Source organism: Micromonospora sp. A200 (genome assembly GCF_029893845.1).
In the GTDB taxonomy this organism is placed as follows: Bacteria; Actinomycetota; Actinomycetes; order Mycobacteriales; family Micromonosporaceae; genus Micromonospora; species Micromonospora purpureochromogenes.
The window spans coordinates 1-21216 of record NZ_JARXXY010000005.1; the positions used below are offsets into that span (position 1 = coordinate 1).

23 protein-coding genes are annotated in these 21216 nt (G+C 74.6%); 11 read left to right on the forward strand and 12 right to left on the reverse strand.

The genetic code is table 11. The features are described 5' to 3' along the window. Positions 1–386: 386 nt before the first annotated feature. Positions 387–1670, reverse strand: a complete 1284-nt coding sequence (tyrS, locus tag M2302_RS06620) for a tyrosine--tRNA ligase (protein WP_280837244.1) — start codon at positions 1668–1670, stop codon at positions 387–389. 106 nt (positions 1671–1776) lie between these two features. Here tyrS and M2302_RS06625 point away from each other — a divergent pair, with 106 nt between their 5' ends. From M2302_RS06625 to M2302_RS06640, 4 genes are all read left to right on the forward strand, one after another. After that, positions 1777–2160, forward strand: a complete 384-nt coding sequence (locus tag M2302_RS06625) for a PaaI family thioesterase (RefSeq protein ID WP_172894699.1) — start codon at positions 1777–1779, stop codon at positions 2158–2160. 87 nt (positions 2161–2247) lie between these two features. Then, on the forward strand, positions 2248–3474 hold the full coding sequence (locus M2302_RS06630; RefSeq protein WP_280837056.1) for a divalent metal cation transporter: 1227 nt from the start codon (positions 2248–2250) through the stop codon (positions 3472–3474). Next, positions 3471–3851 carry a hypothetical protein gene (locus M2302_RS06635; protein ID WP_280837057.1) on the forward strand — a complete coding sequence of 127 codons (381 nt, stop codon included), beginning with the start codon at positions 3471–3473 and terminating at the stop codon, positions 3849–3851. Before M2302_RS06630 ends, M2302_RS06635 begins: the two co-directional genes overlap by 4 nt. Further along, a complete protein-coding gene (locus M2302_RS06640; protein ID WP_280837058.1) occupies positions 3838–4149 on the forward strand; it encodes a PRC-barrel domain containing protein in 312 nt (103 codons plus the stop codon). Before M2302_RS06635 ends, M2302_RS06640 begins: the two co-directional genes overlap by 14 nt. Before the next feature lie 191 nt (positions 4150–4340). Here M2302_RS06640 and M2302_RS06645 read toward each other — a convergent pair whose 3' ends face one another. The 3 genes from M2302_RS06645 to M2302_RS06655 all read right to left on the reverse strand — a co-directional run bounded on the left by M2302_RS06645 (position 4341) and on the right by M2302_RS06655 (position 6944). After that, the gene (locus tag M2302_RS06645; RefSeq protein ID WP_280837059.1) at positions 4341–5669 is read right to left on the reverse strand and encodes a hemolysin family protein; all 1329 of its coding nucleotides are present in this window, start codon (positions 5667–5669) and stop codon (positions 4341–4343) included. A gap of 128 nt (positions 5670–5797) precedes the next feature. Continuing rightward, positions 5798–6430 (reverse strand): YgjV family protein, encoded by a 633-nt coding sequence (locus M2302_RS06650; RefSeq protein ID WP_238450274.1) that lies wholly within the window; start codon positions 6428–6430, stop codon positions 5798–5800. A 10-nt stretch (positions 6431–6440) separates the two neighbouring features. Then, entirely contained in the window at positions 6441–6944 is a 504-nt protein-coding gene (locus M2302_RS06655; RefSeq protein ID WP_280837060.1) for a GNAT family N-acetyltransferase, read from the reverse strand. 247 nt (positions 6945–7191) lie between these two features. On the opposite strand from M2302_RS06655, the gene M2302_RS06660 reads away from it, so the two are divergent. From M2302_RS06660 to M2302_RS06670, 3 genes are read left to right on the forward strand one after another with little or no spacing between them, the layout of a single operon-like run. Next, positions 7192–7482 (forward strand): hypothetical protein, encoded by a 291-nt coding sequence (locus M2302_RS06660; protein ID WP_280837061.1) that lies wholly within the window; start codon positions 7192–7194, stop codon positions 7480–7482. Positions 7483–7533: 51 nt separating this feature from the next. Then, positions 7534–8004, forward strand: coding sequence for a hypothetical protein (locus tag M2302_RS06665; RefSeq protein ID WP_280837062.1), 471 nt, complete (start codon positions 7534–7536; stop codon positions 8002–8004). Continuing rightward, entirely contained in the window at positions 8001–10070 is a 2070-nt protein-coding gene (locus M2302_RS06670) for a M48 family metalloprotease (protein ID WP_280837063.1), read from the forward strand. Before M2302_RS06665 ends, M2302_RS06670 begins: the two co-directional genes overlap by 4 nt. On the opposite strand, the gene M2302_RS06675 is transcribed toward M2302_RS06670, so the two are convergent. After that, positions 10046–10516, reverse strand: a complete 471-nt coding sequence (locus M2302_RS06675; protein ID WP_280837064.1) for a cyclic nucleotide-binding domain-containing protein — start codon at positions 10514–10516, stop codon at positions 10046–10048. The genes M2302_RS06670 and M2302_RS06675 overlap by 25 nt on opposite strands. A 250-nt stretch (positions 10517–10766) precedes the next feature. Between M2302_RS06675 and M2302_RS06680 the strand changes: the two genes are divergently transcribed. Continuing rightward, positions 10767–11654, forward strand: a complete 888-nt coding sequence (locus M2302_RS06680; RefSeq protein ID WP_280837065.1) for a universal stress protein — start codon at positions 10767–10769, stop codon at positions 11652–11654. A gap of 5 nt (positions 11655–11659) precedes the next feature. Here M2302_RS06680 and M2302_RS06685 read toward each other — a convergent pair whose 3' ends face one another. The 6 genes from M2302_RS06685 to M2302_RS06710 form a co-directional block, all read right to left on the reverse strand. Further along, a complete protein-coding gene (locus M2302_RS06685) occupies positions 11660–12283 on the reverse strand; it encodes an FMN reductase (protein ID WP_280837066.1) in 624 nt (207 codons plus the stop codon). Further along, complete coding sequence (locus M2302_RS06690) at positions 12280–13386, reverse strand: LLM class flavin-dependent oxidoreductase (protein ID WP_280837067.1); 1107 nt, start codon at positions 13384–13386, stop codon at positions 12280–12282. Before M2302_RS06690 ends, M2302_RS06685 begins: the two co-directional genes overlap by 4 nt. Before the next feature lie 353 nt (positions 13387–13739). After that, positions 13740–13907, reverse strand: coding sequence for a hypothetical protein (locus M2302_RS06695; RefSeq protein ID WP_280837068.1), 168 nt, complete (start codon positions 13905–13907; stop codon positions 13740–13742). Between the two features lie 77 nt (positions 13908–13984). Further along, positions 13985–14260, reverse strand: coding sequence for a ubiquitin-like small modifier protein 1 (locus M2302_RS06700; RefSeq protein ID WP_280837069.1), 276 nt, complete (start codon positions 14258–14260; stop codon positions 13985–13987). A 2-nt stretch (positions 14261–14262) separates the two neighbouring features. Beyond that, positions 14263–15339, reverse strand: coding sequence for an exo-alpha-sialidase (locus tag M2302_RS06705; protein ID WP_280837070.1), 1077 nt, complete (start codon positions 15337–15339; stop codon positions 14263–14265). An 82-nt stretch (positions 15340–15421) separates the two neighbouring features. Further along, positions 15422–16045 (reverse strand): DNA-3-methyladenine glycosylase, encoded by a 624-nt coding sequence (locus M2302_RS06710; RefSeq protein WP_280837071.1) that lies wholly within the window; start codon positions 16043–16045, stop codon positions 15422–15424. Positions 16046–16120: 75 nt separating this feature from the next. On the opposite strand from M2302_RS06710, the gene M2302_RS06715 reads away from it, so the two are divergent. The 3 genes from M2302_RS06715 to M2302_RS06725 all read left to right on the forward strand — a co-directional run bounded on the left by M2302_RS06715 (position 16121) and on the right by M2302_RS06725 (position 19650). Continuing rightward, positions 16121–18640, forward strand: a complete 2520-nt coding sequence (locus tag M2302_RS06715; protein ID WP_280837072.1) for an AMP-binding protein — start codon at positions 16121–16123, stop codon at positions 18638–18640. A 31-nt stretch (positions 18641–18671) separates the two neighbouring features. Continuing rightward, complete coding sequence (locus M2302_RS06720; RefSeq protein ID WP_238450360.1) at positions 18672–19091, forward strand: DNA-binding protein; 420 nt, start codon at positions 18672–18674, stop codon at positions 19089–19091. A 205-nt stretch (positions 19092–19296) separates the two neighbouring features. Further along, entirely contained in the window at positions 19297–19650 is a 354-nt protein-coding gene (locus M2302_RS06725) for an MmcQ/YjbR family DNA-binding protein (protein WP_280837073.1), read from the forward strand. A gap of 38 nt (positions 19651–19688) precedes the next feature. Here the strand turns inward: M2302_RS06725 and argH are convergent, their stop codons facing one another. Next, entirely contained in the window at positions 19689–21152 is a 1464-nt protein-coding gene (gene argH, locus M2302_RS06730; RefSeq protein ID WP_280837245.1) for an argininosuccinate lyase, read from the reverse strand. Positions 21153–21216 lie beyond the last annotated feature (64 nt).

A 21216-nucleotide genomic window follows, 5' to 3' on the forward strand; every position in this document is an offset into this window, starting at 1 on the left:
GGAATTCAGCAGGCCGGCCGCTGCGGTCTCCCGCACGCTCGCCCGGTTCCCTACCGGCGATGAACCATACCCGGTCGGCTCCGCCTCACCAAATCGACCCTCAGGCCAATCCGGGGCACCGCCCGGTCCAAGCTCACATGGGACTCAACCCATCCGACCCCGGAGTCATTCCCGCACTCCCACCGGCTTTCACAAACACCGGGAGAGCCCGGTCCAGGACCGTACCGGATAGCAACCCGGCCGACCCCCAGACCATTCCCGCGCCCGGCCTACCAGGTCTTTCGCCTGTTTCGTCCGTTCCGCGCTGGCAGAGAGAAAGTTACGCGCCCGGCGAGTTGATCGTCAACTCGGCCGGGCGCGTCCCCCGTCACACCATCAAGCGGCGACTATCCCCGCAGCTCAACCCCCGCGAACGACCGCTTGCCGCGGCGCAGCACCAGGTACCGGCCGTGCAGCAGGTCCTCCGGCGCGACCGTCGCGTCCACCTCGGTCACCCGGGTGTTGTTGACGTAGGCGCCGCCCTCGGCGATCACCCGCCTCGCCTCCTTGAGACTCGGCACCAGGCCGGAGTCGCGCAGCAGCCCGGCCACGTCGGGCAACGCGTCCAGGTGCACCAGGCCGGCCTCGGTCAGCGCGGCCCGCAGCGTCTCGGGCGTCAGCTCGTTGAGCGACCCCCGGCCGAAGAGCGCCTGGCTGGCGGCCACGGCCTGGGCCATCTCCCGCTCGCCGTGCACCAGGGTGGTCAGCTCCTCCGCGAGGGCCCGCTGGGCCGACCGGGCGGCCGGCCGCTCGGCGGTCTCCTTCTCCAGCGCCTCGATCTCCTCACGGGAGCGGAAGCTGAAGTAGCGCAGGTAGCGGGTGACGTCCCGGTCGTCGGCGTTGACCCAGAACTGGTAGAAGGCGTAGGGGCTAGTCATGTTGGGGTCGAGCCAGACCGCTCCGCCCTCGGTCTTGCCGAACTTCGTCCCGTCGGACCGGGTCACCAGCGGGGTGGTGAAGGCCTCCACCGGGCCGGCGCCCCGACGCCGCACGTAGTCGACGCCGGCGGTGATGTTGCCCCACTGGTCGGAGCCGCCGTACTGGAGCTGGCAGCCGTGCCGGCGGTGCAGTTCGAAGAAGTCGTTGGCCTGCAGCAGCTGGTAGCTGAACTCGGTGAAGCTGATGCCGGTCTCCAGCCGCGCCCGGACCACCTCCCGGGCCAGCATCTTGTTCACCGGGAAGTGCTTGCCGACGTCGCGGAGGAACTCGACCACCGACATCTCGCCGGTCCAGTCCAGGTTGTTGACCAGTTGCGCCGCGTTCTCCCCGGTGTACGACACGAAGGGCGAGAGCTGGTCGTGGATGCGCTGGACCCAGCCGGCGACCACCTCCGGCGGGTTGAGCGTCCGCTCGGCGCTCTCCTTCGGGTCGCCGATCTGCCCGGTCGCCCCGCCCACCAGCAGCAGCGGGCGGTGGCCGGCGAGCTGGAGCCGGCGGGCGGTGGTGACCTGCATGAGGTGGCCGATGTGCAGGCTGGGCGCGGTCGGATCGAAGCCCACATAGAAGGTGGCGCTCCCGCCGTCGAGCAGCTCGCGCAGCTCGTCGAGGCCGGTCGAGTCCTGGATCAGGCCCCGCCACCGCAGGTCTTCGGTCAGGGAGTCCCGCCCGTGCGGGAGGTTGCTGTCGGTCACGGTCACCGATTCTCCCCCATGCCGGGCACCGGACCGTACCGGGTTTGGTCGTTCCGGCGGTTGACTAGGCTGGCGGCTCCGCGAATCGAGGAGGAACGTCGTGGAGATGCCGGACCTGACGGGCGGGCTGGTCGCCCTGCTCGGGCTGAAGCTGGACGAGGTCGGCCCGGACCGGGTGGTCATCCGCTGGGAGGTCCGCCCCGAGCTGCACCAGCCGTTCGGCATCCAGCACGGCGGCGTGTACTGCGCGGTGGTGGAGACGGCGGCGAGCGTCGGCGGGTCGATCTGGCTCGGCGGGCGCGGCACGGTGGTCGGCGTGTCCAACCAGACGGACTTCCTCCGCGCGGTCCGCGACGGCGAGCTGACCGCCGTCGGCACCCCCGTGCACCGGGGTCGCAGCCAGCAGCTCTGGCAGGTGGAGATCACCGACGGGGAGGGCCGGCTGGTCTCGCGCGGCCAGGTCCGCCTGCAGAACCTGACCGCCGGCTGACCGACCGGGCCTGCCCGGTTTGCCGGGAAAGCGGGTCCGTGCGCCGCTATCGTCGGCCTCGATGACGCCGGCCGACGCGTACCCGAGGTGAAGAAGCTGCTGGCCGCCACGCTCGGCGTGCTGTCGGCCGTCGGCGGTTTCGTCGACATCGGCGACCTCGTGGCGGCGAGCCAGGCGGGCGCCCGCTTCGGCATGGGGCACGCCTGGGTGCTGGTGGCCGGGGTGGTCGGCATCTGCGCGTACGCGGAGATGGCCGGCCGGATCGCGGCGGTGAGCGGCCGGGCGGTGTTCGACCTGGTCCGGGAGCGGCTCGGCCCGCGCGTCGCGCTGCTCAACCTGGTCGCCTCCTACCTGGTCACGGTGCTCACCCTGGCCGCCGAGCTGGGCGGGGTGGCGCTCGCCCTGCACCTGGCCTCCCGGGTGAGCTACCTGCTGTGGGTGCCGGTGGCCGCGTTCGGGGTCTGGCTGGTGCTGTGGCGGATGCGCTTCCAGCTGATGGAGCGGGTCTTCGGGCTGGCCGGGCTGGCCCTGGTGGTGTTCGCGGTGGCGCTGTTCCGGCTGCCGACCGACTGGGGCGCGCTGGCCCGGGGCGCGCTGCACCCCGGCGCGGCCGGGCAGGGCTGGGCGGCGTACTGGTTCGTGGCGGTCGCGCTGTTCGCCTCCACGGTCAGCCCGTACGAGGTGTTCTTCTTCTCCTCGGGCGGGGTGGAGGAGAAGTGGAGCGCCGCCGACCTGGCCGACGCCCGGGCGAGCGTCCTGATCGGCTTCCCCGTGGGCGGGTTCCTCGCCCTGTCGCTGGTGGCCACCGCCGCGGTGGTCTTCCACCCGACGGGGACCACGCTGTCGACGCTCGACCAGGTGGCCGCGCCGGTGGTCATCGCGTTCGGCGGGGTGGGCCTGGCGATCGCCGCGCTGGCGTTCTTCGCGGTCACCTTCGGCGCCGCGCTGGAGACGGGGCTGTCGGCGGCGTACACGGCGGCGCAGTACTTCGGCTGGCAGTGGGGCAAGCGGGTCAGCCCCCGGGACGCGGCCCGCTTCCACAGCGTGCTGCTGGTCAGCGTGCTGCTCGGGGTGCTGGTGCTGTTCACCTCGGTCGACCCGGTGCGGCTGACCGAGTACATGCTGGTGGTGAGCGCGGTGGCGCTGCCCCTGACGTACCTGCCGATCCTGATCGTCGCCAACGACCGGACGTACCTGGGCGACCGGGTCAACGGGCCGCTGCTGAACCTGCTCGGCGCGGTGTTCCTGGTGGTGATCGTGGCGGCGTCGGTGGCCGCGATCCCGCTGGCCGTCACGACGGGGATGGGCCGATGAGGCTCCAGTTGGGCCGGCAGCTGCTGGACCGGCAGATCGTGGACCGCGACGGCCTGCTGGTCGGCAAGGTCGACGACGTGGAGTTCGCGGTCGACGCCGACAGCGTCCCGTACGTGGCCTTCCTGCTCACCGGCCAGGCAGCGCTCGCCCGGCGGATCGGCGGGCGGACGGGCCGGTTCCTGGTCGCGGTCGCCGACCGGTTCGCCGACGACCCGCCCGTGCGGCCGCTGCGGATCCCGTTCGCCCAGGTCGCCCGGATCGACAGCGCGGTACGGCTGCGCACCCGCGCGGACGAGTTGCCCCGGCCGCCGGCGGAGGCCTGGCTGCGCCGACACCTGATCGACCGGATCCCGGGAGCCGACCGTGCGAGCGGGTGAGCTGCTCGGCCGCGCCGCGTACGACCTGCACGGCCGGCGGCTCGGCCGGGTGGTGGACGTGGTGGTGCGCGGGGGCTTCCCGGACGGCCGGCTGCGGCTGACCGACGTGATCGTCACCCGGCACTGGTGGAGCCGGGTGGTGGGGCGGTTGATCGGGGCGGAGCGGCACCCGTCGGGGCCGTGGGCGATCCGGGTGGTGGCGCGGGCGCTGAGCCGCGGCAGCCGGCAGCTCCCCGCCGACCAGGTGCAGCTCCTGCCGCCGGTGCCCGGCTTCCCCTTCGGTGACCCGGCGCCCTGAGCCGGTCCGACCGGGCCCGGCCCGCGCGGGGCGGCCGTCGCCCGCGCCCCCACCCGGGTCGCCCGGCCGACGTGCTCGCGCGGCCCAGCCGGCGCCCACTCCCCGCCGTGCCGCCGGCCGGCGCGGACGGCCAGCGCGGACGGCCAGCGCGGACGGCCGGCGTGCCGGTGGACGCCCGGCCGCCGGTCGGGTCAGCTGCGGGCCTCGTCCAGGAGCTGTTCCTCCTGGTCGGTGGTCTCGTCGGCGGGCGGCGCGACGCGGCGCAGCCGGACCTGGGTGATCGCCCGGTGGTCGATCGCGCACACCTCCAGTTCCCAGGCGTCGATGGTGACGCTCTCCCCCGCGACGGTGGGAATGTGCCCGAGGCAGGCCAGCACCATGCCGGCGACGGTGGTGTAGTCGCCGGCCGGGCGGGCGGGCACCGCGACACCGATGTCGGGCAGGTCGTGCACGGGGAAGGTGCCGGGCAGCAGCAGCGCGCCGTCGGCCTCGGTGCGCACCGATCGGACGTCCCGGTCGGTCTCGTCGTAGATCTCCCCGACGATCTCCTCAAGGATGTCCTCCAGGGTGACGATCCCGTCGACGGCGCCGCGCTCGTCCACCACCAGGGCGATGTGCTGCCGCTCCGCCTTGAACTGGCGCAGCGCGTCCACCACCGGCAGCGAGTCGGGCAGCAGCATGGGCGGGCGGGCGCACTCGTCGACCGGGCGGTCGTCGGGGACGCCGACGAGGTCACGGAGGTGGATCACGCCGACGGCGTCGTCCAGGCCGCCGTGCCGGACCACCGGGGCCCGGGAGTGCCCGGTGGCGGCCAGCAGCAGCCGGGCGGCCTCCGCGGTGGTCCCGCTGTCGAGCGTGAAGACCTGCAACCGGGGTACGAGGACCGCCCGGAGCTGCCGGTCGGCGATCTCCACCGCGCCGGCGATGATGGTGCGCTGCTCCTTGGTGAAGCCGTGGTTGCCGGCGACGATGTCGCGCAGCTCGTCCGGGCCGATCTCCTCGGGCTGGTGCTTCGGGTTGAGCCCGACCAGGCGTACCACCAGGTCGCTGGTGGCGCCGAGGGCCCAGACGGCCGGCCGGGTGACGGTGGCCAGCACGTCCAGCGGGCGGGCCACCAGCAGTGCCCACCGCTCGGCGGACTGCATGGCGATCCGCTTCGGCGCCAGCTCGCCGAAGACCAGGGTGACGAAGGTCAGCGCCAGGGTGACCACCACGATGGCGACCGTCTCGGCGGCGCCGCCGAAGAACCCGAGCAGCGGCACCAGGGGCTTGGCCAGCGAGACCGCCGCGGCGGCGGAGGCCAGGAAACCGGCCAGCGTGATGCCGATCTGAATGGTGGCGAGGAACCGGTTCGGGTCCTTGGCGAGGCGGGCCAGCACCTGCCCGGCCCGGCTGGCGCGTTCCAGCCGCTGCACCTGGCTGTCGCGCAGCGACACCAGCGCCATCTCGCTGCCCGCGAAGATCGCGTTCAGGACCACCAGGACTCCGACCAGGGCCAGTTGGCTCCAGTAGCTCTGCACGCCCGGTTCTCTCCCTCACGCGACCGGCGCCGGCCGCCGTGGCCGACACCGCCGGACGGAGGACCCGACCGGCGTAGGCCTGTCAGTGCCCAGCGCGGACGCGGGTGAATCCTCCGGGCGGGTGCCGCCTACGCCGGGGTGGAGGTCGGCAGGTCCAGCACGTACGAGCCGCCCTCGGGGCGGAAACCGAGCCGGTGGTAGTAGGGGGCGACCATGCCGGGCGGGCTGACCACCCGGCGGAAGCCCCGGTCGGTGAAGAGGCTGCTGCGGCGGTAGACGAACTCCCCCGGGGTGAAGTCGCGGAACCGCTGGGTGACGTAGTCCAGGTCGATCTGGGCCACCCCGTCGGGCTCGGCGTGCGAGAGCACCACACCGACCACCTCGTCGGCGCGCACCACCAGGAACGCCGACCGCTCGGCGGCGGGCGCCGCCCACCGGAAGTCGGGGTTGAACCGGGCGATGTCGGCGGCGTGCACCCGCAGCGTGTGCGCCAGGAACTGGTCGTCCACGCCCACCTCGACCACCTGGTAGGTCTCCTCGTCGTGCCGGGTGGCCAGCATCTTCCGCAGGTACCACACGTTGATCACCGTGAGCACCACGTTCAGGCCGACCATGGGCCACACGTGCACGGCGGCGTTGTAGCCGATGAGGATCAGGCAGCCGACGAGGTTGAGCGCGCGCAGCCGCAGGATGCGCGTCTGCAGCAGGGACCAGACCAGCAGCGCGGAGCCGGCCCAGCCGACGAGTTCCAGCCAGTTCACCCCGGGGACACTAGTGGTTGCGCTGGTCAGCCGCCTCGGCGGGCAGCTCCAGCACCCATTCCTCCACCTCCGTGCCGCGGCCGGCGGCGTACCCGGAGTCCTCACCGACCACGACGAAGCCGCACTTGCGCAGCACCGCGAGGGAGGCGCGGTTGTCCTTGGCGGCGCGGGCGTGCACCGGCCGCTGCGGCAGCTCGCGCAGCAGCGCGGCGAGCGCGGCGGTGGCGTACCCCCGGCCCCAGCGGGTCGGGTCGATCCAGTAGCTGACCTCGGTGCGTTCCTCGACCGGGAAGGCGGTCACGTGCCCCACCACCTCGCCGGCGACGGTGGCGGCGCGCACCACGATCCGCGGGTCGGCGCGAATCCGCGACCAGTGCGCGTCGAAGGCCGCCCGGTCGGTCGGGTCGGCGGGGCCGAAGGCGGCCATCCAGTTCGCCTGCGGATCCTGCTGGTAACCGAAGAGCACGGGCAGGTCGTCGTCGCGCACCGGGCGCAGCTGGAGGTCGGCCGTCACGCCCCCGGACGATACGCACCCACTCCGACACTTCCGGACCGCCGGCCACACCGTCCGCTCCCACCGCCACCGCCTCCGGGGCCCCGGTGCTGGAGGCGACACTTTCCCGGACAGCGTGGCTGTCCGGGAAAGTGCACCCGGATCGGGCTGGCCCGCTCGGGGCGTTCGGCGTCCGGGGGTTCACCCGGCTGGTGGAGGTGTGGGTGGCCGCGGGGTGGCGCGGGTCGTTGGCGCGCAGGATCGGCACATGCGGGGGATGTGGGAGTGGCGGGGTCGACGGGGCGTCGCCGGTCCGCGCGTGGTCGGCGCGGTGGCGACCGGCGCGCTGGCGGTGGGTGCCCGGGCGATCGGCGCCGCGGCGATCGGTTCGCTGGCGGTGTCCGCGCTCGCCGGCGGGGCGACCGCGCTGGGCGTACTGGCGATCGGCCGGCTGGCGGTGCGCCGGGCCGTGCTCCGGGAGCTGCGCATCGGCCGGCTGGAGGTGGACGAGTTGATCGTGCACCGGCGCGCCGACCCGACGCGGGGCGGCGACGGATAACGGACAGTGCCCACCGTGGCACGCGTGGTCACCGCCCGCTACCAATGAGGCATGTCACCCAGACCCGTCGACGTCGACCGGACCGCCGCGCTCGCCCGTACCGTGGTCGCCCGCCTCGCTCCCGAGGAGCTGCCCGCCTTCGAGATCCTCGCCGCGCCGTACCTGACCGGGGTGGACACCTCCACCGACGGCGGCCGGCTGGAGTTCGGGGTGCTCGACGCGGTCGCCACCGTGACGCCGGTGGTGACGCTGGTCTGCGCGACCGTGACCGGGGCGCTGCTGCGCGGCGCGGAGGGCGAGCTGGAACAGCTCGGCGGCCGGGCCACCCGCGGCCTGTTCGGCGCGCTGCGCCGGCGACCGGCGCCGCCCCCGCCGGCCGAGTTCAGCCGGGAGCAGCTGGCCCGGGTACGGGCCGTGGCGTCCGCGCGGGCCACCGCGTTGGGGGCCGAACCGGCCCTCGCCGCGGCCATCGCCGACGCCGTGGTCGCGGCCCTGGTGCTCCACCCGGAGCCCGACCGGTGAGCGCGCCGACCCCGGTCTGGCGCGGACGGCCGGACGAGACCGGTTTCCTGCTGCTCCCGCTCGCCGCGCTGGTGTTCAGCTCGGCGGTGCTGCTCGCCGTCGTGTTCGGGCTGACCGTGCTCGCCCGGCCCGGCTGCGGCCTCGGGGACGTGCTCGATCACCCGTGCAGCGAGATGTTCGTGCGGATGTCGAACTTCTTCAACCTGCTGGCGGTACCCGGCGTGGTGCTCTTCGCCTGGCAGACCCGGCGGCAGCGGCGCCACACCCGGCCGCTGGAACCGGGCATGTTCCCCGCCGCCGAGGCGGTGATCGCCGAGGTGCTCGCCTCGGTCACCCTGCGCCGGCCGACCCCGGTGCTGCTCGGCACCCGGCTGGGACGGCGAGCCTTCACCGGCGGTACCGGCGACAGGCCGTACGTGGCGCTCGGGCCGGAGCTGCTCGCCACGGCGGCGAAGGGCCCGGAGGGCCGGGCGGTCTTCGAGGCGGTGCTCCGGCACGAGCTGGCCCACGTGCAGAACCACGACCTGCTGCGGCTGCGCTTCGCCACCGTGCTGCGGATCAGCACCCGGGCCACCGCGCTGGGCACCGGGCTGCTGATGCTCGCCCTGCTGATCTGGGTGCCGGGCTCGCCCACGGCGGGCGAGACGCTCGGGGTGCTGGTGCGGGCCACCGTGCTGGCCGTCCTCGCCGAGCTGACCACCCGGGCGTTCCTGCGGCTGCGGGAGCACCAGGCGGACGTCCGCGCCGCCGGCGGCGACCCGGACGGCATCCGGGTCGCCCTGCACCAGGGGCCCGAGGCGCCCCGGGGGCTGCCGGGCCGGCTGTGGGAGCGGCTGTGGGACCGGCACCCGAGCGTGGCCACCCGCCTCGCCGCGCTGGCCGACCCGACCGCCGCGCTGACCTTCCCGCTCGGGCAGCTCTTCGCCGGCGGCGTGTTCACCGCGGTCGCGCTGACCAACGCGCAGCTCCTCGTCGAGCTGATGGTCGCCGACGAGGTGCTGGCCGTGCCGGCCGGCGAGGAGGTGCTCTGGGGTGGGCTCGCCGTGCTGGCGCTCGCCGCGATCCAGCCGGCGATCTTCCTGGCCGACGGCGTCTGGCGCGACGTACGGGGACGGCAGCTCGCCGGGCGCCCGGAGCGGCCCGCCGCGCTCGGGGCGGTGTTCGCCGTGGGGCTGCTCGCCGGTACGTACCTCGCCCCGTACACCGGACTGGTCCACCAGCCACGGCCGGACGGTTGGCCGCTGCTGCCGAGCCTGGTCGTGCTCGCTGCGGCGGCCGTGCTGCTCTGCCGGTGGCTGACCGGGCTGGTGCGGCGTGCCGCCCCGACCACCTCCGTGGGTCGCCGGGTCCTGCTGCTGCCGGCGCTGCCGGTCGGGGTCGGCGTGCTGCTGCTGGCCTGGGAGACGCTGCTGTGGGTGGGCGGCTGGGCGTACGAGTGCGACCACTACGCGGTGGAGTGCGGACCGCTGGACACCGGGCGGCTGGCGCTGCGGGTGGCCGGCACGCCGTGGGCCGTCGCGGTGCTGTCGCTGGCCACCCTCGCGCTGCTGGTGGTGACGCCGCGCCGGAGCACCCGGCGTGCCCTGGTCACGGCGGCCGGGGCAGCGCTGTCGGGCGCGCTGCTCGTGCTGGCGCTGCCCCGGCTGGGGGTCGCCGACGCGGTGGCGCTCGGCGTCTGGACCTCGCTCGATCCCCGGCTCGGCACCCCGGTCGCCGCGCTCGCCCTCCAGGTGACGCTGTTGGTGGCGGTGCCGCTGGCGGTTCTGCTGCCCCGGGCGTCGGCCGGCCCGCTCGCCGCCGGGGCGGGGTGGCTGGTGCTGGCGGCGGGGCTGGACGCACAGTTGGCCGAGTGGGCCGACGGTCCCGTGGCGGCCCGGCCCGAGGACCTGACGTACGCGGTGGGGACCTTCCTCGGTCAGGCGCTCGCGGTCGTCCTGCTGGCCGTCGCGGTGGCGCTCGCCGCGCGTACCCTGATCGGCCGGCGGCGCGGGCGGGGGCCGGCCGGCGCGATGCCACGCGCCCGGCAGCGGAAGCGGACCTATCAGCTCGCCGACGACGTCGGGTAGCCGTACAGGTCCAGCAGCCGGCCCCGGGACGCCTGGAGCCGGTCCACCACCACGCTCATGAACCGGGTGGTGAGCTGCCGGCCGAGCGTGTCGTCGGAGTCCATCAACCGGCGCACCCCCGCGGCGGTGAACTCGACCGTCGTGGTGCGCCGCACGGCGACCGCGCCGAACTGCCAGCGGTACGGCGGGAAGAGCCAGGACCAGCCCAGCACCCCGCCCGGACCGATCAGCTCGATGCCGACGTCGCCCCGTCCGGGCACCGGGAAGTCCAGCGCCACCTCGCCGCCCCGGACCAGCCAGAACCGCTCCGCCGGCTGGCCGGCGCGGAACAGCCGGTGGCCGGGATGCCAGGCCACCGGCCGGGCGTACCCGGTCAGCCGGGGCAGCCACTCCGGCGGCAGCCCGGCCAGGAACGGGTGCTCACGCAGCATGTCCAGCGGGGTCATGGGCTGGTCCTCCTCACCTCGGCGGGGCCGGGGGACCTCGATGTCCTGACTCCATTGCACACCGCGCCGGCCGACGACGTCAGGGCCGATGGTCCCGGCCCCGGCGACCGAAAGGCCGCCACCGTCCGGCCGCCGCCTATCCACGGGCCCTGACGCCCGGGCGCCGACCATGGGTGGCGGCGCGCGGGTCGGCGCCGAATGCCCGTGCCGTGCGCCGGGTACGTCGACAATGAGTTGACGAGTCGTGGGGGTGCTGATGAACCGACCAGTCGTGGCGGGCGTCGACGGATCGCCGTCCAGCCTGGTCGCCGCCGAGCACGCGGCCCGCGCCGCCGCGCTGCGCCGCCGGCCGCTGCACCTGGTGCACGGCTACCTGCACCCGCTCGGGTACGGGGTGCCGCTCAACCCGTACGACCTGGGGTTGCCGGCGCCGACCGAGGAGTCGGGGAAGATGCTGGAGCGCACCGCTGCGGAGCTCGCCGACCGGTGGCCCGGACTGACCGTCGAGGTACGCCAGGTCGCCGGCGGCCCGGGCGCCACCCTCATCGAGGAGTCCCGCCGCGCCGAGCTGGTGGTGGTGGGCAGCCGGGGCCTGGGCGGCTTCGCCGGACTGCTGCTCGGCTCGGTCGGGGCCCAGGTCGCCGCGCACGCGCACTGCCCGGTGCTGGTGGTCCGCCCCGATGAGCAGCCGATCCCGGTGGACGGGCCGGTGGTGGTCGGGGTGGACGGCTCGGAGTCGGCCCGGCTGGCCGCCGGGTACGCCGCCGACGAGGCGGCCCGCCGCGACGTGCCGCTGGTGCTGGTGCACGTCGGCCCGCCCGACGGGGACCGTCCGGTGCCGGAGGAGGTCGAGGAGTCGCAGGCCGCGTACCAGGCGGAGGCGGTGCGGCTGCTCGCCGGGGCGTCCGCCGCCGTCCGGGCCGACCACCCGGACCTGGTGGTGCGCGAGCACCCGGTCCGGGCGGCCGGCGCGGCGCAGGGGCTCATCGAGGCGAGCGGTGCGGCCTCGATGCTGGCGATCGGCACCCGGGGCCGGGGCGGCTTCACCGGGCTGCTGCTCGGCTCCGTCAGCCAGACGGTCGTGCACCACGCGCACTGCCCGGTGCTGGTCGCCCACCCGTACGACCGGGCGGACTGACCCGCTCAGCCGTCCCGGCCGCCGAGCAGCTGCGCGAAGTCGGTGGTGAGGGCGAACGGGTCGACCGGACCGGTCGACGGCGGTCGCCGCTCCACCTGCTCGGCCAGCTCCGCGCCGGCACGCCGGATCCGGCCGCGCAGCGCGCCGTCGGCGGTGCCGCCCGACCAGTCCTCCGGGGCGGCGAAGACCGCCGTCGGGACGACCACGGCCCGCAGGTAGCTGAACATCGGGCGGAGGGCGTGCTCCAGGGCGAGCGAGTGCCGCGCGGTGCCGCCGGTGGCGGCGATCAGCACCGGCCGGTCGACCAGCGACCCGGCCTCCACCACGTCGAAGAAGGACTTGAACAGCCCGTTGTACGACGCGTTGAAGATCGGCGTGACCGCCACGACGCCGTCCGCGCCGGCCACCGTGTCCAGGGCCTCGCGCAGCGCCGCCGACGGGAACCCGGTGAGCATGTTGTTCACCACGTCGTGCGCGTGGTCGCGCAGCTCGACGGTGCGCAGCTCGACCTCGTGGCCGCGCCGGACCAGCTCGTCGCGGGCGGCCGCGGCGAGCTGGTCGGCGAGCAGTCGGGTCGAGGAGGGCTGGCCGAGGCCGGCCGAGACCACGGCCAGGGTGCGCCGGGTCATCGGGTCGTCTCCGTACCGGTCGGGCCGGCGGCGTCCCGGGCGGCGAGCAGCGAGGCGTGCGTGGGCGCCTCGGGCACACCGGCGGGGCGCAGCGCCTCGAACTCCTTGCGCAGCACCGGGACCACCTCCTCGCCGAGGATGTCGAGCTGCTCCAGGACGGTCTTCAGCGGCAGGCCCGCGTGGTCGAGAAGGAACAGCTGCCGCTGGTAGTCGCCGACGTACTCACGGAAGCCCAGGGTGCGGTCGATGACCTGCTGCGGGCTGCCCACGGTCAGCGGGGTCTCCCGACTGAACTCCTCCAGCGACGGGCCGTGCCCGTAGACCGGGGCGTTGTCGAAGTACGGCCGGAACTCCCGGACCGCGTCCTGCGAGTTCTTCCGGACGAACACCTGGCCGCCGAGGCCGACGATGGCCTGCTCCGGGCTGCCGTGCCCGTAGTGGGCGAAGCGCTGCCGGTAGAGCCCGACCATCCGCTGGGTGTGCTCCTTCGGCCAGAAGATGTGGTTGGCGAAGAAGCCGTCGCCGTAGTAGGCCGCCTGCTCGGCGATCTCCGGGCTGCGGATCGAGCCGTGCCAGACGAACGGCGGCACGCCGTCGAGCGGGCGCGGCGTCGAGGTGAACGACTGCAACGGGGTACGGAAGCGGCCCTGCCAGTCGACCACGTCCTCGCGCCAGAGCCGGCGCAGCAGGTCGTAGTTCTCGATGGCCAGCGGGATGCCGTTGCGGATGTCCTGGCCGAACCACGGGTAGACCGGCCCGGTGTTGCCGCGACCCATCATCAGGTCCACCCGGCCGTCGGCCAGGTGCTGGAGCATGGCGTAGTCCTCGGCGATCTTCACCGGGTCGTTGGTGGTGATCAGCGTGGTCGAGGTGGAGAGCAGCAGCCGCTCGGTACGGGCCGCGATGTAGCCGAGCATGGTGGTGGGCGACGACGGCACGAACGGCGGGTTGTGGTGCTCGCCGGTGGCGAAGACGTCGAGGCCGACCTCCTCGGCCTTCAGCGCGATGGCCACCATCGCCTTGATCCGCTCATGCTCGGTCGGTTCCCGACCGTTGGTCGGGTCGACCGTGACGTCACCGACGGTGAAGACTCCGAACTGCATGACCAGCTCCTCGCGTGGGAAGACCGGGGCCGCGGTGGCCACCCGGACGCTGCCCACAACATATTTGACGAGTCAACTATTCCACTGCCGAAGTGTCGTGGGGTGGCCCCGGTCACCGTGGGCGCCGCGCCTTCCGCCGGACGTCACCCGGACGCGCCGCTCGCCGGCTGCCGTTTGCGGTGTGTCGCGCCCTCCGGCGGCGAGGTCACCGCGACACGCCGCACAGCGCGCCGGCGGCGGGCCGGCGGCGGGCCGGCGGCGAGTAGTGCGACGTCAGCGGCAGTGCCCGGCTGATCGATGTTCCAGCGAGCGATATGCCGGTGAGGCATAAATATGCCGGGCAGGCATATCGCTCACCGCGAACCATCTCCCGGCGGCGACCACCCGTGCGGCGGCGTCGTGCGGCGGCCCTTGCGGACGAGCAGGACCACGCCGAGCACGACCAACCCGACGATCAGCAGCAGCGGGACGACGAGGCAGGCCAGCCGGCCCACGACGTAACCCGCCTGGTACGCGTCCATGCCGCCGCTCCCCTGTCCGTCGTCGGCGAGCGACGAATGCTAGCGGATCATGGACACGGCGGCTGCCCCGTCGGGCGTCAGCCGCCGGCCACCGAGGGCAGCACCTGCACCTCGGCCCCGTCGGCGACCGGCGCGGCCACTCCCCCGACGTGCCGGCAGTCCTCCCCGTCGACGTACACGTTGACGTACCGGCGCAGTTCGCCCCGCTCGTCGCGGATCCGACGGGCCAGTCGGGGCCAGGAGTCGGCGAGCGCGTCGAGGACGGCCCCGACCGACCCGGCGGCCTCCACGGTGAGCCGGCTCGCGCCGCCGGCCTCGCCGCGCAGCGGACCCGGCACCAGCACGGTGACCATCGTCAGACCTCCGCCGCCCGGACGCAGAGCACGTCCGGCAGGTGGGCGGCGACCAGCGACCAGGAGTCGCCGTCGTCGCGGCTGGCGTAGACCTCGCCGGAGCGGGTGCCGAAGTAGACGTCGCCCGCCCCGCCCGCGCACATCGCGTCGCGCAGCACCGAGGGGTGGAACGGCTCGTCCGGCAGGCCCACCGACAGCGGCTCCCACTTGTCGCCGGCGTCGGTCGAGCGGAACACCCGGCACCGGTGGTCGACCGGGTACCGCTGGGAGTCGGCGACCAGCGGGAACGTGAAGACCGTGCCGGGGCGCGACGGGTGGGCCACCATCGGGAAGCCGAAGTCGCTGGGTAGGCCATCGGCGATCGACGTCCAGGTGCGGCCGTCGTCGTCGGAGCGGTAGACGCCGTGGTGGTTCTGCGCGTAGAGCCGCTCCGGGTTGCCCGCGTCCCGGGCGACCTTGTGCACGCACTGGCCGAACTCGGGCCACTCGTCGGGCAGGAAGTAGGCCCGGATGCCGGTGTTGCCCGGCGACCAGCTCCGGCCGGCGTCCTCGGAGCGGTAGACCCCGCCGGTGGACATGGCGACCAGGATCCGGTCGGGGTCGCGCGGATGCGGCAGCACGGTGTGCACCGCCTGGCCGCCGAAGCCGGCGCCCCACTGCTCCCGGTGCGGGTGGTCCCAGAGCGAGCGGACCAGCGTGAAGCTGCGCCCGCCGTCGGTGGAGCGGAACAGCGCCGAGGGCTCCGTGCCCGCCCAGACCACCTCCGGCGCGTCCGCGCCGCCCGGGACGATCTGCCAGACCCGGCCGAGGCTGGCGCCGGTGTCGGCCGGGAAGGCCACCGGCGCCTGCTCCGGCTCGGCCCAGGAGGCACCGAGGTCGTCGCTGGTGGCGACGCTCGGCCCGAAGTGCGAGCTGGTCATCCCGACGAGCAGCCGGGGCGTGCCGGGGCGGGGGTCGACCGCGACCGCGTAGACCCCGGTCATCGGGAAGTGCGGGCCGCTCACCTCCCAGCCGCGCCCGCCCGGGCTGGTGGCGAGGAAGAGCCCCTTGGCGGTGCCGATCGCGAGCAGCGTGGGCATGACCGTCCTCCGATCAGTCGTGAGCGCGTGGCGTGATTATGGCCACACCCCCCGACAGAATCGCCCGGCCACGCCGGGAAGCTCAACCCCGCGCGCGCGGGACGTGCCGCCGATAGCTGCTCACCATCGGATCGCCGGTGATCCAGAATCGCCAGGGCACGTCGTGCGCCCCGGTCACCCCGACCCGGGGGCCGGCGGAGATCGCCGCCTCCGGCACCGGCGCCACCGCCGGCCGCAGCCGGACCGGGCCGTCGCCGAGCAGGTCCTGGCCATACGCCGAGCGGTCGATGCCGAGGGTCGCGCAGAGCCGTGCCGGGCCGCGTGCCAGGTCGACGTCCCGGCGTACGGCGGGTCGGCGGGCGCGGGCCGCTTCGAGGCCGTCGACCACCTCCGCGGCGCGCAGCAGCACCGCGGCGGCCTCGCCGTCGGGGCCGGTGACCACGTTCATGCACCAGTGCATGCCGTAGGTGAAGTAGACGTAGGCGTGGCCGGCCGGGCCGAACATGACCGCGTTGCGCGGGGTGCGCCCCCGGTGCGCGTGCGAGGCGGGGTCGCCGGCCGTCCCCGCGTACGCCTCGACCTCGGTGATCCGGACGGTGACGCCACCGGCGGAGAGCCGGCAGCCGAGCAGCCCGCGCGCGGCGGGCACCAGCGGCCCGGCCAGCAGGTCGGCCAGCGGCGAGAGGTCGGTGCGGGAGGAGGTCACGCGACCACGGTACCCAGCCGTGTGTCTCGCCACCTGCCCTTCTGATTAGGGTTGCCTCACCTTAGAGTGACCCCCGTGACGCACCCGCCTGACCTGCTGCCGGCCGTGCGCGCGGTGCCCTTCGCCCGCGACCTGGCCGACCACGGTGACCGCCCCGCCGTGGTCACCGCCGACGGCGTGCTGTCGTACGCCGAGCTCGCCGGCCGGGTCGCCGAGACCGCGCGCCGGCTGGGTCCGCGGCGGCGGCTGGTGCTCGTCACCGGCGCCAACACGGTCGACGCGCTGGTGGGCTACCTGGCCGGCCTGCACGGCGGGCACCCGGTCCTGCTGGTGCCCGGCGACGGCCCGGCCACGCGGGCGCTGACCGAGGCGTACGACCCGGACGTGGTGATCGGGCCGGTCGACGGGGTGTGGACGTTGCACGAGCGGCGGATCGGGTCGGCGCACGAGCTGCATCCCGACCTGGCGCTGCTGCTGAGCACGTCGGGGTCGACCGGCTCGCCGAAGCTGGTCCGGCTGTCGCACACCAACCTCCAGGCCAATGCCGAGTCGATCGCCGAGTACCTGGGGGTGCGGGAGACCGACCGGGCGGCGACCAGCCTGCCGCTGCACTACTGCTACGGCCTGTCGGTGGTGAACAGCCACCTGGCCCGGGGCGCCGCGCTGGTGCTGACCGACCGCTCGGTCGCCGACGACTGCTTCTGGGAGCTGTTCCGCCAGGCCCGGGCCACCAGTTTCGCCGGGGTGCCGTACACCTTCGACCTGCTGGACCGGGTCGGCTTCGCCGCGATGAACCTGCCGCACCTGCGCTACGTGACCGCCGCCGGCGGCCGGCTGGTGCCGGAGAAGGTGGTCCGCGTCGCCGAGCTGGGCCGGCGCAGCGGCTGGGACCTGTTCGTCATGTACGGGCAGACCGAGGCGACGGCCCGGATGGCGTACCTGCCGCCGGACCTGGCGGCCACCCGACCGGAGGCGATCGGTGTGCCGGTGCCGGGCGGCGAGTTCCGGCTCGCCGCGCTGCCGGAGCAGCCGGACGGCGTCGGCGAGCTGGTGTACGCCGGCCCGAACGTGATGCTCGGCTACGCCGAGCGCCCGGCCGACCTGGCGTCGGGGCGTACCGTGACCGAGCTGCACACCGGCGACCTGGCCCGCCGCGGCCCGGACGGCCTGTACGAGCTGGTGGGCCGGCGCAGCCGGTTCGCCAAGATCCTCGGCCTGCGGGTGGACCCGCAGCGGGTGGAGGCGCTGCTGGCCGCGCACGACGTGGACGCGGCCTGCCTGGGCGCGGACGACGAGCTGCTGGTGGCGGTGGCCGGCGAGATGGACCCGGCGCGGGTCCGCCGGCTCGTCGCCGGCGAGCTGGCCCTGCCACCCCGGGCGGTGCGGGTGCTGGCGCTGCCCCGGCTGCCCCGGCTGGCCACCGGCAAGGTGGACTACCCGGCGCTGCGCGAGTTGGCGGCCGGGCCGGTCGCCCCGCCCGCGCCGTCGGCCCCCTCCCCGGACGACGACCTGTGCCGGCTCTTCGCCGAGGTGCTGGACCGCACCGACGTGACCCCGGAACACAGCTTCGTCGACCTGGGCGGCGACTCGCTGTCGTACGTCGAGATGTCGGTCCGCCTGGAGCGGGTGCTCGGGCAGCTGCCGCCGAACTGGCACACCCTGCCGATCGGGGCGCTGCCCGCGCCGCGCGGCGGGCGGCCGCGCCGCCGGCGGGCGCTGGAGACCAGCGTGGCGCTGCGGGCCGTGGCGATCGTGCTGGTCGTCGGCTCGCACATCCCGATGTTCACCCTCACCGGCGGGGCGCACCTCCTGCTCGGGGTGGCCGGCTTCAACTTTGCCCGGTTCCTGCTCACCGACGCCGGACGGACCGACCGGCTGCGACAGGTCCGCTCCGCCCTGACCCGCATCGTGCTGCCCACCACCGCCTGGATCGCGGCGATGCTGGTCCTCACCGACCAGTACCGGTGGAGCAACCTGCTGCTGCTCAACAGCCTCGTCGGCCCGGACGACGGGCGCACCGAGTGGCACTTCTGGTTCGTCGAGGCGCTGGTCTACATCCTGGTCGCGGTGGCCGTGCTGCTGGCGGTGCCGGGGTTGGACCGGCTGGAACGCCGCCACCCGTTCGGCCTGCCGCTGACCCTCGCCGGGCTCGGGCTGCTCAGCCGCTACGACGTGTTCGGCCTGGACGCCCGGTACGACCTGCCGACGGCGATCGTGGCGTTCTGGCTGTTCGCGCTCGGGTGGGCGGCGGCCCGCGCCGACGGGGTACGGCAGCGGCTGCTGGTCACCGCCGCCGCGGCGGCCACCGTGCCGGGCTTCTTCGGCCAGCCGCAGCGGGAGGCGCTGATCGTGGCCGGGTTCGCGCTGCTGGTCTGGCTGCCGACCGTGCCGAGCCTGGGTCCGCTGAACCGGGTGGCCGGCGTGCTGGCGGGCAGCTCCCTGTACATCTACCTGACCCACTGGCAGGTCTACCCGCACCTGCGCGACCAGCCGCTGCTGGCCCTGGTGGCGTCACTGGCGCTGGGCGTCGGGTACGCCGCCCTGGTGCAGCGGGCCGGACCGATTATCAACAGGTCGTTGAAAAGATTCCGTTGACACGACGGGCTTGGTGGGGTCTGCTGGAGGCGTGACCGACGACGCCTTCACCGCTCCCGACGCGGCGCGCGCCCGCGCCCACCGCACCTACGCCGCGCTGGAACGGATCACCGCGCGGCACGCCGGCACCGAGGCGCGCCGCCGGCGCCACACCAACCCGTACCTGGCCGATCCGTACGAGGCGGTCGCGCTGGTGACCGCCCTCGCCGCCGGCGGGGCGGAGCGGGAGCCCGGCGAGGAACCGGTCGACGAGGCCGACCTGACGGCGGCGTTGACCCTCCTGCCCCACCTGCGCGCCGAGCTCGACACCCTGGAGGCCGGGCTGCTGACCCTCGCCCGCGGGCGCGGCATGACCTGGCAGGCGATCGCCTTCGGGCTGGGGCTGGGCAGCGCGCAGGCCGCCAAGCAGCGCTTCGAGCGGGTGTCCGCCCGCACCGCCGGCACCGACTGACCGGCGATCGCGCTCTCGCCGGCCCCCCGCAACGTCGAGGCGCCGGCTTCCCGACCGCCCGATCAGCGCCGCGGGGCCGGCTTCCCGACCGCCCGGTCGGCGCCGCGGGGCCGGCTTCCCGACCGCCCGGTCGGCGCGGAGGGGGCCCCGGGGCTGGACGGGTCGGAGAGACTGTGCCGGTGACCGCTGCCACCGGGAGGACGCGATGACGCGCGACGAGATGCTGGCGTACTGCCTCGGGAAGCCGGGCGCCCGGCTGGACCAGCCCTGGGAGGGCGACGAGGTGGTGAAGGTGGGGAGCCGGATCTTCGCCTTCCTCGGCTCGCCGGACGGGGACGCGCGGGTCGGCGTGAAGTGCGGCCCGAACCGGGAGGTCGCCGACGAGTGGCTCCACCGGTTCCCGGGCGACGCGAAGGCGTCGGCGTACATCGGGCGCTCGGGGTGGAACTCGCTGCGCCTCGACGGCGCGATCCCGGACGACGAGCTGATCGAGGCCGTCGACGGCTCGTACGAGGCGGTGGTGGCGAAGCTGCCGAAACGGGAGCGGCCGACGGTGTGAGGGTCGACGCGGCGTCGCGCCGCGCCGACCCGTCGACCTCAGCGGGGTACGACCCGCTCGCTGGCCCACTCCCGCCAGCCGGCCAACTTGTCGGCGGCGGCGGCGAGCTGGTCGGCCACCGGGCCGGGGCCGGTCGAGCCGGGCGTGGTCCGGGCGGCCAGCGCGGAGCGGACCGAGAGCACGTCGCGCACGCTCGGGTCCAGGTGCTCGCTGACCGTGGCGAGGTCGTCGTCGGAGACCTCGTCCAGGGCGCAGTCCCGGGCCACGCAGAGCGCGACGAGCTTGCCGGTGATCTCGTGCGCGTCGCGGAACGGCACGCCTTTGCGAACCAGCCAGTCGGCCACCTCGGTGGCCAGCGAGAAGCCCACCGGCGCGGCGGCGACCAGCCGGTCGACGCGTACCGTCATGGTGGAGATCATCCCGGCGAGCGCCGGCAGCAGCAGTTCCAGGGTGTCGACCGCGTCGAAGGCCGGCTCCTTGTCCTCCTGCATGTCCCGGTCGTAGGTCATCGGCAGGCCCTTGAGCATGGTGAGCACGGTCATCAGGCCGCCGACGAGGCGGCCGGACTTGCCTCGGGCCAGCTCGGCGATGTCCGCGTTCTTCTTCTGCGGCATGATCGACGAGCCGGTGGCGAAGGCGTCGTCGAGCTCCACCCAGCCGAACTCGTGCGAGGTCCAGAGCACCACCTCCTCGCCGAGGCGGGACAGGTGCACCCCGACCAGCGCGGTGACGAAGAGGAACTCGGCGACGAAGTCCCGGTCGGCGACGGCGTCCATCGAGTTGGCGAAGGACGTGCGGAAGCCCAGCTCCTTGGAGACGGCCACCGGGTCCAGCGGCAGGCCGGAGCCGGCCAGCGCGCCCGCCCCGAGCGGGCTGATCGCGGCCCGGTGGTCCCAGTCGCGCAGCCGCTCCAGGTCGCGCAGCAGCGGCTGCACGTGGGCGAGCAGCCAGTGCCCGAAGGTGACCGGCTGGGCGTGCTGGAGGTGGGTCATCCCGGGCGCGGCGGTGTCCACGTGCCGCTCGGCCTGCTCGACCAGCGCCTCGGCCAGCTCGACCAGCCGGCCGGCCACGCCCCGGGCGTGGTCGCGCAGGTAGAGCCGCAGGTCGGTGGCGACCTGGTCGTTGCGGGACCGCCCGGCGCGCAGCTTGCCGCCGAGGCTGCCGAGCCGCTCCAGCAGGCCGCGCTCCAGGGCGGTGTGCACGTCCTCGTCGTCGATGGTCGGGCGGAACTGCCCGGAGGCGCAGGCCGCCTCCAGGTCGTCCAGCGCGGCCAGGATGCGACCCAGCTCCTCCGGGTCGAGCAGGCCCGCGCCGGCCAGCACCCGGGCGTGCGCCCGGGAGCCGGCGATGTCGTACGGGGCGAGGCGCCAGTCGAACTGGACACTCACCGACAGCCGCGCGAGGGCTTCGGCGGGGCCGCCGGCGAACCGGCCACCCCACAGGCTCGTCCGGTTGGTGGCGGCGCTGTTCTCGGTCAGGCTCTTGTCGTCCACCGGGCCCATTGTGGCAGTGCTCACCTTTCGCTCCCGACTGCGGGACTCACTCGCTGCGCTCGTTCATTCCTCG